Source organism: Mesorhizobium sp. ORS 3428, from assembly GCF_001854785.1.
Taxonomy (GTDB): Bacteria; Pseudomonadota; Alphaproteobacteria; order Rhizobiales; family Rhizobiaceae; genus Mesorhizobium.
Genome location: NZ_MDFL01000122.1, coordinates 87,794 through 98,755 on the forward strand (window position 1 = coordinate 87,794; position 10,962 = coordinate 98,755).

General features: G+C 63.6%; 10 protein-coding genes. 9 read left to right on the forward strand and 1 reads right to left on the reverse strand.

Annotated features, from left to right (window positions below; all coding sequences use genetic code 11):
* Window positions 1-122: 122 nt before the first annotated feature.
* A complete protein-coding gene (gene gndA / locus ORS3428_RS18135) occupies window positions 123-1,550 on the forward strand; it encodes an NADP-dependent phosphogluconate dehydrogenase (protein WP_071099664.1) in 1,428 nt (475 codons plus the stop codon).
* On the opposite strand, the gene ORS3428_RS18140 is transcribed toward gndA, so the two are convergent.
* The gene (locus tag ORS3428_RS18140; protein WP_071099665.1) at window positions 1,547-2,590 is read right to left on the reverse strand and encodes a LacI family transcriptional regulator; all 1,044 of its coding nucleotides are present in this window, start codon (window positions 2,588-2,590) and stop codon (window positions 1,547-1,549) included. The genes gndA and ORS3428_RS18140 overlap by 4 nt on opposite strands.
* A gap of 376 nt (window positions 2,591-2,966) precedes the next feature.
* On the opposite strand from ORS3428_RS18140, the gene ORS3428_RS18145 reads away from it, so the two are divergent.
* The 8 genes from ORS3428_RS18145 to ORS3428_RS18180 all read left to right on the forward strand — a co-directional run bounded on the left by ORS3428_RS18145 (window position 2,967) and on the right by ORS3428_RS18180 (window position 10,882).
* Entirely contained in the window at window positions 2,967-4,205 is a 1,239-nt protein-coding gene (locus tag ORS3428_RS18145) for an ABC transporter substrate-binding protein (RefSeq protein WP_071099666.1), read from the forward strand.
* A gap of 79 nt (window positions 4,206-4,284) precedes the next feature.
* Complete coding sequence (locus tag ORS3428_RS18150) at window positions 4,285-5,178, forward strand: carbohydrate ABC transporter permease (protein WP_071099667.1); 894 nt, start codon at window positions 4,285-4,287, stop codon at window positions 5,176-5,178.
* A 13-nt stretch (window positions 5,179-5,191) separates the two neighbouring features.
* On the forward strand, window positions 5,192-6,121 hold the full coding sequence (locus ORS3428_RS18155; RefSeq protein WP_071099668.1) for a carbohydrate ABC transporter permease: 930 nt from the start codon (window positions 5,192-5,194) through the stop codon (window positions 6,119-6,121).
* A 2-nt stretch (window positions 6,122-6,123) separates the two neighbouring features.
* Window positions 6,124-7,227 carry an ABC transporter ATP-binding protein gene (locus ORS3428_RS18160; protein WP_071099685.1) on the forward strand — a complete coding sequence of 368 codons (1,104 nt, stop codon included), beginning with the start codon at window positions 6,124-6,126 and terminating at the stop codon, window positions 7,225-7,227.
* A gap of 34 nt (window positions 7,228-7,261) precedes the next feature.
* Window positions 7,262-8,008, forward strand: coding sequence for a sugar phosphate isomerase/epimerase family protein (locus ORS3428_RS18165; RefSeq protein ID WP_071099669.1), 747 nt, complete (start codon window positions 7,262-7,264; stop codon window positions 8,006-8,008).
* A gap of 13 nt (window positions 8,009-8,021) precedes the next feature.
* Entirely contained in the window at window positions 8,022-9,164 is a 1,143-nt protein-coding gene (locus ORS3428_RS18170) for a Gfo/Idh/MocA family protein (protein ID WP_071099670.1), read from the forward strand.
* A gap of 112 nt (window positions 9,165-9,276) precedes the next feature.
* A complete protein-coding gene (mgrA, locus tag ORS3428_RS18175) occupies window positions 9,277-10,323 on the forward strand; it encodes an L-glyceraldehyde 3-phosphate reductase (protein ID WP_071099671.1) in 1,047 nt (348 codons plus the stop codon).
* A gap of 154 nt (window positions 10,324-10,477) precedes the next feature.
* A complete protein-coding gene (locus tag ORS3428_RS18180) occupies window positions 10,478-10,882 on the forward strand; it encodes a Fur family transcriptional regulator (RefSeq protein ID WP_071099672.1) in 405 nt (134 codons plus the stop codon).
* Window positions 10,883-10,962 lie beyond the last annotated feature (80 nt).

Below are 10,962 nucleotides of genomic sequence, written 5' to 3' on the forward strand. Positions count from 1 at the left end.
TGAATCTCACGCAGCGCGGCTGAGACACGATTCGGCGAGGCGGTTGACGCCACCGCGAAGGCCCGTCAATCATCCGGACAAAACACGTCCTCAACAAACGACCCGAACGCAGGGAAGAAACGATGGAAAAAGCCGAAATCGGCCTGATCGGCCTGGGCACGATGGGCTCCAACCTGGCGCTCAACATAGCCGAGCACGGGCACCGCATTGCCGTCTTCAACCGCACCCGTTCGCGCACCGACGCCTTYGTCGAGGGCGCCGGCCCGCTGAAGGACATGGTTGTCCCCTGTTACAGTCTGGAGGATCTGGCCGCTGCGATCCGGCCGCCTCGGCCGATCATCATCATGGTGCTGGCCGGCAAGYCGGTCGACGAGCAGATCGCGGCACTGCGCGGCACACTCTCCGACAACGACATCGTCATCGATGCCGGCAACGCCAATTTCCGCGACACGATGCGGCGCTTCTCCGAGATGTCGGACTCGGACCTGACCTTCATCGGCATGGGCGTGTCGGGCGGCGAGGAGGGCGCGCGCCACGGGCCGTCGATCATGGTCGGCGGCACGGAAGACTCCTGGAAGCGCGTCGAGAAGGTGCTGACGGCGATCTCCGCCAAGTTCAAGGACGAGCCATGCGCTGCCTGGCTCGGCACCGACGGCGCCGGCCATTTCGTCAAGACCATCCATAACGGCATCGAATATGCCGACATGCAGATGATCGCCGAGATCTACGGCATCCTGCGCGACGGCTTAGGCATGGGACCGAAGGAGATCGGCACGGTCTTCGACGGCTGGAACCAGGGCCGGCTCAACTCGTATCTGATCGAGATCACCGCCAAGGTTCTTGCCGCCGACGATCCCAAGACCGACAAGCCGGTGGTCGACATCATCCTCGACCGCGCCGGCCAGAAAGGCACGGGCAAATGGTCGGTCATCGAGGCGCAGCAGCTAGGCATTCCGGCGACAGCCATCGAGGCGGCTGTCGCGGCGCGCGTGCTGTCCTCGATCAAGGACGAGCGGCTGGCGGCGGAAAAGGCCTATGGCAATATCGGCATCACCAAGATCACCGGCGACAAGGACGCACTGCTGAAGGACCTGGAACTGGCGCTATTGGCCGGCAAGATCGCCGCCTACGCGCAAGGCTTCGCGGTGATGAGCGGYGCCTCGAAAGAATTCAACTGGAACCTGCCGATGCCGACCATCGCCAAGATCTGGCGCGCCGGCTGCATCATCCGCTCGCAGATGCTGGATACGATGGCTGAGGCCTTCGGGTCGGGAGGCGCCCCCACCAACCTCCTGATGGCGCYGGCCTTCGTCGCCTTGATGAAGGAGGCGCATCCGTCGCTGAGGCGCATTGTGGCAAGGGCCTCGGAGGTCGGCTCGCCGGTTCCGGCGCTATCCTCGGCGCTCGCCTATTTCGACAGCTATCGCCAGGGCCGCGGCACCTCGAACCTCATCCAGGCGCAGCGCGACTTCTTCGGCGCGCATGGCTTCGAGCRAATCGGCGAGGAGGGGGCGTTCCATGGACCGTGGGGCAGCGGCGCTGGGCACTAACCCCGATAGGGCAGAACCTCGCTCGGCGTGCTGAGCGACTGCAGGGAGCCGGGTGCCGCGCCGCCGATCCAGCCGAGCACGGCGCGGGCGAGCTCGGAGCCGGCCAGCCGGAAATTCTCGTTCACCACGAGCAGTTCCCGCCTGAACAGGTGCAGCAGTTCCGACGATTGTTTCGACACCACATCGACGTCGCGGCCGAGCTTCAGGCCGGYGTCCTCGATGCCGGCGACGACGGCAAGCGTGGCGGCGGCTGCACTGCTGACGATGCCGTCCGGACGATCGTCACGGCGCATGAGCTGGGCGGTCCGCATCCTGATCTGCTCGATCGTGTGATCGATCGAGACCGTATTGAACGGCACCTCGCTGGCGCCGACTTCGCTCAGCGCATCGGCAAAGCCGTTCACCGTATGGCCGTAATAGGTGAGGCCGACCGGCGGCGTCACCAGAGCGAGCCGGCGCCGGCCCATGCCTGCGAGATAGCGGACCGCCTCGCTCGCGAAAGCATAATTGTCGAAGTCGTGATAGGGATGCACAAGCCCCATGTCGGTGCGGCCGTGCGTGGCAAAGGGAATGCCGCGTTCCAGCATATAGCGGGCTCGCGGGTCGTTGGGCTGCGTGCGCGAAATGATGACGCCGTCGGCCGAGCCGGTCTCGACCAGGTAGCGTACCGGGTCCAACGGGTCCTGCGAGCGCGAATAGGGCGTGACGATCAGGTGATAAGGCGTGTCGGCGATCACCTCGGTGACGCCGTAGATGATGTCCGAGACGAAGCTCATCAGCTCGTGTTCGGTGTTGAGCACCAGGCTGATGACGTTGGTCTTGCCGGTTCTGAGCCTTACTCCGGCGCGGTTCGGCCGGTAGCCGATCTGCTTGGCGACGAGCTGCACGCGGCGCCTGGTCTCGGCGCCGATCTCCGGCGCATCCTTCAGCGCGCGCGACACGGTCGTGACGCCAAGCCCGGTCATGAAGGCGAGCGTCTTCAGCGTCGGCCGTTCGGTAGCCGACGTCTCGTCGTCCTTGTCAGTTCCCCGTCTGTCCATTCGTCCCGCCCGTCAGGCGCATAGCAGCAGCGAGGCCGACCGGCAATCGTGCGCGTTGACATTTTCGTGCGGCCTTCGGCCCGCGACGCGTTTCAGTATACTGAAACGTTACAGATTGCCAACGCCTGCGCGTCGTGATCGTCGCTGTCAGCGGCGGAGGAGCGGGTCGAAAGCCGCTGGAATCGCAAAGAAATCTMAGTTTCCGATGGTTTATGACACCATTCGGCAATGCTGAGCGGCGCTTGGCCGCCCTCGGAGAAGGATTTTGTTCGCGCTCCGAAAAAATCTCATGCCGCTTCCATTCGAGGGGTTGCCTATGTCAGCTATTTGCCGTATCGAAAAATCTGTAACGTTTCAGATTCTGGGAGGAACCGAAATGCGATACAAATTCCTGACTGCCGCGTTCGCCGCGACGGTCGCGCTGAGCTTCGCCGGACCGGCGACCGCGACCGATCTGGAAGTCACCCATTGGTGGACTTCGGGGGGCGAGGCGGCGGCCGTGGCGGAGCTTGCCAAGGCATTCGACGCGACCGGTAATCACTGGGTCGACGGCGCCATCGCCGGCTCCGGCGGCACGGCGCGGCCGATCATGATCAGCCGCATCACCGGCGGTGATCCCATGGGTGCCACCCAGTTCAACCACGGCCGCCAGGCGGAGGAGCTTGTCCAGGCCGGACTGATGCGTGACCTGACCGACCTCGCCACCAAGGAGAAGTGGGCGGAAATCGTGCGGCCGAAGAGCCTGCTCGACAGCTGCACCATCGGCGGCAAGATCTACTGCGTGCCGGTCAACATCCATTCCTGGCAATGGCTCTGGCTGTCGAACGAGGCCTTCCAGAAGGCCGGCGTGCCGATGCCGAAGAACTGGAATGAATTCGTGGCCGCCGCTCCGGCGCTGGAGAAGGCCGGCATCATCCCGCTCGCGGTCGGTGGACAGCCCTGGCAGGCATCGGGCGCCTTCGACGTGCTGCTGGCCGCCGTCGGCGGCACGGACGCCTTCCTCAAGGTTTACAAGGAAAAGGACGCCAAATTCGCCGGCGGCCCAGAGATCGCCAAGGTGTTCAAAGCGGCTGACGACGCCCGCAAGATGGCCAAGAACACCAATGTGCAGGACTGGAACCAGGCGACCAATCTGGTCATCACCGGCAAGGCCGGCGGCCAGATCATGGGCGACTGGGCGCAAGGCGAGTTCCAGGTCGCCGGCAAGACCGCCGGCAAGGACTATACCTGCCTGCCAGGCCTCGGCCTGAACGAGGTCATCGCCACCGGGGGCGACGCCTTCTACTTCCCGCTGCTCAAGGATGAAGCGAAGTCCAAGGCGCAGGAAGTCCTGGCCGAGACGCTGCTCGATCCGAAGACGCAGGTCGCCTTCAATCTCAAGAAGGGCTCGTTGCCGGTGCGCGGCGACGTCGATCTCAACACGGCGAACGACTGCATGAAGAAGGGTCTCGCCATTCTCGCCAAGGGCGCGGTTATCCCGTGGACGGATCAGCTGCTGTCGCAGGACAGCCAGAAGCAGAAGGAGGACCTGTTCTCCGAATTCTTCGCCAAGCCCGACATGACGCTCGAAGAGGCGCAGAAGCGCTTCGCCGACATCATCGCTTCGGCCGACTGACAACCGGCGCCCCCGCCGGCTCCCGGCCCCTGCCGATCCGGGGTCGGGAGCAAGATGTCCTGATTGTCCGGCTGCCAAGATGAGCAAAAGCCAACGTCCGAACCAGCTTTTCCGCAACCTCAACGCCAAGGTCGCATCGATCCCGATGATCCTGACCGCGCTCGTGGTCTTCGTCGGCGGCACGGCCTGGACGGTGCTCTATTCCTTCACCAATTCGAAGCTCTTGCCGCGGCTGAATTTCGTCGGGCTCGACCAGTATTACCGGCTGTGGGCAACGCCGCGCTGGCTGGTTTCGATCGAGAATCTCCTGATCTACGGCGTCATCTCGCTGGTGTTCTCGCTGGTCATCGGCTTCATCCTTGCGGCATTGCTCGACCAGAAGATCCGCTTCGAGGACACGTTCCGCACCATCTTCCTCTATCCCTTCGCACTCTCCTTCATCGTCACAGGCCTGGTCTGGCAGTGGCTGCTCAATCCGGATTTCGGCGTCCAGCGCGTCGTGCGCGACCTCGGCTGGACAAGCTTCAGCTTCGATCCGCTCTACAATTCCAGCATCGTCATCTACGGCATTTCGATCGCGGCGCTCTGRCAAGGCACGGGGCTGATCATGTGCCTGATGCTCGCCGGCCTGCGCGGCATCGACGAGGACATCTGGAAGGCCGCGCGGGTGGACGGCATTCCGGCCTGGAAGACCTATCTCTTCATCATCATCCCGATGATGCGGCCGGTCTTCATCACCACGCTGGTGATCATCGCGGCCGGCATCGTCAAGGTCTACGACCTCGTCGTTGCCCAGACCAGCGGCGGCCCGGGCATCGCCTCCGAAGTGCCGGCAAAATACGTCTACGACTACATGTTCTTCGCCCAGAATCTCGGCCAGGGATTCRCCGCCTCGACCATGATGCTGCTCTCGGTGGTGATCGTCATCGTGCCATGGGCCTATCTCGAATTCGGAGGCAAGAAGCGTGGCTGATGTTGCTGCCCCCATGCCCGCCGAAGCGGAAATTCTCCGGCGCGAAGCGGCGTTGCGCGATGGATTGGGGCCGAGTGGAACGAAGCCGCGGCACGTGCTTTCGCGCCGCAACATCTTCCTCTACGGCACGCTCATCGTCGTGRCGCTCTATTACCTTTTGCCGCTCTACGTGATGATCGTCACGTCGCTGAAGGGCATGCCGGAAATCCGCCTCGGCAACATCTTCTCGCCGCCGCTGGAGATCACATTCGAACCCTGGGTCAAGGCTTGGTCGAGCGCCTGCACCGGGCTCAACTGCGATGGGCTTTCGCGCGGCTTCTGGAATTCGGTGCGCATCACCGTGCCGTCGGTGCTGCTGTCGATCGCGATCGCTTCGGTGAACGGCTATGCTTTGGCCAACTGGCGCTTCAAGGGGGCGGATACCTTCTTCATCATCCTGATCGTCGGCGCCTTCATCCCATACCAGGTGATGATCTATCCGATCGTCATCATCCTGCGCGAGATCGGCATCTATGGGACGCTGACCGGCCTGGTGATCGTGCATTCGATCTTCGGCATGCCGATCCTGACGCTGCTCTTCCGCAACTATTTCACGTCCATGCCGGAGGAACTATTCCGCGCYGCGCGCGTCGACGGCGCCGGCTTCTGGGGCATCTATCTGCGCATCATGCTGCCGATGTCGCTGCCGATCTTCGTCGTCGCCATCATCCTGCAGGTGACCGGCATCTGGAACGACTTCCTGTTCGGCGTCGTCTACACGCGCCCCGACACCTATCCGATGACGGTGCAGCTCAACAACATCGTCAACTCGGTGYAGGGCGTGAAGGAATACAACGTCAACATGGCCGCAACCATCCTGACCGGCCTTGTACCGCTCATCGTCTACTTCGTTTCCGGCAAGCTCTTCGTGCGCGGCATCGCCGCCGGCGCGGTGAAAGGATGATGATGGCTGCAATCGCCAATCCCAGTGTTTCGATCCAGGACCTGTCGCTCAATTTCGGCGCGGTCACCGTTCTGCAGACGCTCAACCTCRACGTCGCCGAGGGCGAGTTCATCGTGCTGCTCGGTCCGTCCGGCTGCGGCAAGTCGACCTTGCTCAACTGCATCGCCGGCCTGCTCGACATTTCGGAAGGCCGCATCTTCATCAAGGGCAAGAACGTCACCTGGGAGGAGCCGAAGGACCGCGGCATCGGCATGGTGTTCCAGTCCTACGCGCTCTATCCGCAGATGACGGTGGAAAAGAACCTCTCCTTTGGCCTGCGCGTCRCCGGCGTGCCGAAGGACGAGATCGCCAAACGCATCGCGCGCGCGGCGGAGATCCTGCAGATCGAGCCGTTGTTGCAGCGCAAGCCCTCGGCGCTCTCCGGCGGCCAGCGCCAGCGCGTGGCGATCGGTCGGGCTCTGGTGCGCGACGTCGACGTTTTCCTGTTCGACGAGCCGCTGTCCAACCTCGATGCCAAGCTGCGCTCGGAGCTGCGCGTCGAGATCAAGCTTTTGCACCGCAGGCTGCAGAACACCATGATCTACGTCACGCACGACCAGATCGAGGCGATGACGCTGGCCGACCGCATCGCGGTGATGAAGGGCGGCGTGATCCAGCAGCTCGACGCGCCGCAGACCATCTACAACCGCCCGGTCAATCGTTTCGTCGCCGGCTTCCTCGGCTCGCCAGCGATGAATTTCCTTAAAGGTCAACTGGAAGCGAGCGATGCTCCCGCGTTCAAGGCCGATGGCGTGTCGGTGCCGCTCGACCGTTATCAGTTCGAGGGCGACGGCGGCCGCGCAGGCAGGCCCTGCGTGTTCGGCATCCGCCCCGAGCATATCGCCTTCGGCGACGCCGCCAGGGCCATGCCCTTCACCACCGACTCCACCGTCGAGATCGTCGATCCGATGGGCTCCGACACGCTGGTGTGGACCAAGCTCGGCGGCCAGATCCTTTCCTTCCGCGTCGAAGCGGACAAGACGCTGCACAGCGGCGATGCGATCCGCATCGGCTTCGATCCGGCGCGCGCTTCGCTGTTCGACGCCGAGACCGACAGCCGGCTTTAACCTCCCAGACAACCCAAGCAGAACGGACAGACTGATGAACTGGTCATTCCAACTTTATAGTGCCCGCAACTTCCAGCCATGGGACGGCGTGCTGAAAATGCTCGGCGAGCTCGGCTACCGGCAGGTGGAAGGCTTCGGCGGCGTCTATGACGATCCCAAGGCTTTCCGCGCCGAGCTCGACAAGAACGGGCTTGCCATGCCGACCGGGCATTTCTCGATCGATGCGCTGGAAAAGGATTTCGACGGCGTGCGCAGAACAGCCGACGCTCTCGGCATCTCGCTGTTGATCTGCCCCTATCTCATGCCCGATGCGCGGCCGGGCGATGCTGCCGGCTGGCGCGGCTTCGGCGAGCGGCTCGCCCAGGTGGGCGAGACCGCGAAAAGGAGCGGCTACGGCTTTGCCTGGCACAACCACGATTTCGAGTTCAAGCCGCTCGCCGACGGCTCGCTGCCGCAGGACCATATCCTGTCGGCCGCGCCCGGCATCGGCTGGGAGATGGACGTTGCCTGGGTGGTGCGCGGCGGCGCCGATCCGCTGCCCTGGATCGAAAAGCATGGCCAGCGCATCAATGCCGTGCATGTCAAGGACATGGCCAAGGCGGGCGAGGGGCTGGACGAGGACGGATGGTCGGATGTCGGCCACGGCACCATCGACTGGCCCGGCCTGATCAAGGCGCTGCGCGCCAAAAGCGCGGCCCAGTATTTCGTGATGGAACAGGACAACCCCAACGACATCGAGCGCTTTGCCCGTCGCTCGATCGCGGCGGCCAAGAGCTGGTAGGAGCAGAACCAAAATGGCAAATAACCTTGGCGTAGGCGTCATCGGCTGCGGCAACATCTCGAAGGCGTATTTCTCGCTGGCGCCGCTCTTCCGCGGCATCAAGATGCGCGCCTGCGCGGATATCAACATGGACGCGGCAAAGATGCGGGCGAAGGAGTTCAAGCTCCGCGCCGAGACGGTCAGTGACCTCCTCAAGGACGACGAGATCGACATCGTGGTCAACCTCACCGTCCCGGCCGTGCATTACGAAGTGTCGAAAGCGGTGCTCGAGGCCGGCAAGCATGTCTATTCGGAAAAGCCMTTCGTGCTGTCGATCGAGGAAGGGCTCGACCTTCGGAAGCGGGCCGAGAAGAAGGGGCTGCGCATCGGTTCGGCGCCCGACACCTTCTTCGGCGGCGCGCATCAGCTGGTGCGCGAGCTGATCGACAGCGGCAAGCTCGGCAAGATCACCAGCGGCACCTGCCATGTGATGGGTCACGGCATGGAGCACTGGCACCCCAATCCCGACTTCTTCTTCCAGCCGGGCGCCGGTCCAGTGCTCGACATCGGTCCGTATTATGTCACCAACCTCATCCAGCTGATCGGGCCGGTGAAGCAGGTGGCGGCTTTTGCGGCGACTCCCGCCAAGGAGCGCACAATCTCGTCGAAGCCTCGTGCGGGCGAAAAGATTCCGGTCAACACGCCGACCACCATCCATGCGCTGCTGGAATTCGCGAACGGCGCGGTGGTGACGCTCAACACCAGCTGGGACGTCTGGAGCCACGGCCACGCGCCGATGGAGCTCTATGGCGAGGCGGGCACCATCTTCGTGCCGGACCCGAACTTCTTCGGCGGCGAGGTCCGCTTCACCGATGCCACCAAGCCGATGAAGAAGCTGCCGAAGTGGGATCATCCGTTCGGCGTGCCCAACGAGATGCATGGCCAAGGCATGATGGCCAATTATCGCACCGCCGGCCTCGCCGATATGGCGATCGCGATCGCCGAAGGGCGGCCGCACCGCTGCTCGATGGAGCTGGCGCTGCATGCCGTCGATGTGATGACCGGCATCCTGCGCTCGGGCGAAACCGGCAAGTTCGTCGCCATGCAGACGACCTGCGAGCGGCCGGCAGCGCTCGRCATCAAGGAGGCGAAGGCGCTGCTGGCGAAGAAGAAGTAGGTGGYGACCCCGTCTCCCCGTCCCTAATGGGAGAGGGTAAGGGTGAGGGGCAGCGCCGACTCGATTCATTTCAAGGGGCGGCGCTGCCCCGCCCAGATTTTGAGGAAAATCCATGCCCTATGCCGCCGCCGAGAACCGCTACGAGAAGATGATCTACAATCGTTGCGGGCGGTCCGGCCTGAAGCTGCCGGCCATCTCGCTTGGGCTGTGGCACAATTTCGGCAACGACACGCCGCACAGGATCAAGCAGCCGATCGTGCGCAAGGCCTTCGACCTCGGCATCACGCATTTCGATCTCGCCAACAATTACGGGCCRCCGCCCGGCTCGRYCGAGACCGCTTTCGGCGAGATCCTGCGCACCGATTTCGCCGGCTATCGCGACGAGCTGATCATCTCGACCAAGGCCGGCTACGAAATGTGGGCGGGTCCCTACGGCGAGTGGGGCGGCCGCAAATATGTGCTGGCCAGCCTCGATCAGAGCCTGAAGCGGATGGGGCTCGACTATGTCGACATCTTCTATTCGCATCGCTTCGATCCGGAGACGCCTCTGGAAGAGACGATGGGCGCGCTCGACCATGCGGTGCGTTCGGGCAAGGCGCTTTATGCAGGCATCTCTTCCTACAATTCGCAGCGCACGCGCGAGGCGGCCGACATTCTGAGGCGRCTGGGCACGCCATGCATCATCCACCAGCCGAGCTATTCCATGCTCAACCGCTGGGTCGAGGACGAYGGGCTGCTCGACACGCTGGAAGGGCTGGGTATCGGCTCGATCGTGTTCTCGCCGCTGGCGCAAGGCATGCTGACCGACAAATATCTCGGCGGTATCCCCGAGGGCAGTCGCGCATCCCAGGGCAAGTCGCTGAGACCCGCCTTCATCAACGGCCAGTCGATCGCCAACATCAAGGCGCTCAATGCCATCGCCGCCAGGCGCGGGCAGACGCTGGCGCAGATGGCGCTGGCCTGGGTGCTGCGCAAAGGCCGGGTGACCTCGGCGCTGATCGGCGCCAGCCGGCCGGAACAGGTCGAGGATTGCGTCGGCGCGCTCGAGGCGCTCGAGTTCAGCGATGCGGAGCTTGCCGAGATCGACACCTATGCGCGCGAGGCCGATATCAACCTCTGGGCGACTTCAGCCGAGCGCAAGGGACCGTCGCGCAAGTAGCGATTAGCCGGCGAACCATCCGCCGCTGCTTGACGCCAGGCGGCACCCGTTGCGGAAACAGTGGCAAAGATGCTCGTTCGTCGCTATCTCATGGCACAGAGAGCGTTCGCGTGGCAGTCGGCACGCGAGAAGACGCGACCACCGGACGGACAAGATGACGGCAAGGGATGCGCTGACCAAGAACCAGCTGTGCGTGCTTGAGAAGCTTGAGGYCGCCAGCGGGCCGCTCAGCGCCTATATGCTGCTCGACCAGCTGCGCGAACGCGGCTTCCGGGCGCCGCTGCAGGTTTACCGCGCGCTGGACACGCTGGTGAAGTCCGGCTTCGTTCACCGGCTGGAAAGCCTCAACTCCTTCGTCGCCTGCGYCGAGCCGCACGACCACAGCCATTCGATGACCGCCTTCGCCATCTGCGACAGCTGCGGCCAGGTGACCGAGATGTCCGACCACGACGTCGACCACCGGCTGGACGAGTGGGTGCGCTCGACGGGTTTCGCCGCGAAGAAGGCGGTGATCGAGTTTCGCGGCGTGTGTGCCAAATGCCGGGCTGAGGCGGCTTAGAGCGTTTCCTACTTTGACGGAATCGAAGGGGATTCCGTATCTGTCGGATTTGTGATTCAAGATGCTGGCTGGAATGGAGG

Excerpts from the sequence above, each read along its gene's own strand:
- ORS3428_RS18145 (WP_071099666.1), top strand. The coding sequence starts at position 2,967 with ATGCGATACAAATTCCTGACTGCCGCGTTCGCCGCGACGGTCGCGCTG.
- ORS3428_RS18165 (WP_071099669.1), top strand. The coding sequence starts at position 7,262 with ATGAACTGGTCATTCCAACTTTATAGTGCCCGCAACTTCCAGCCATGG.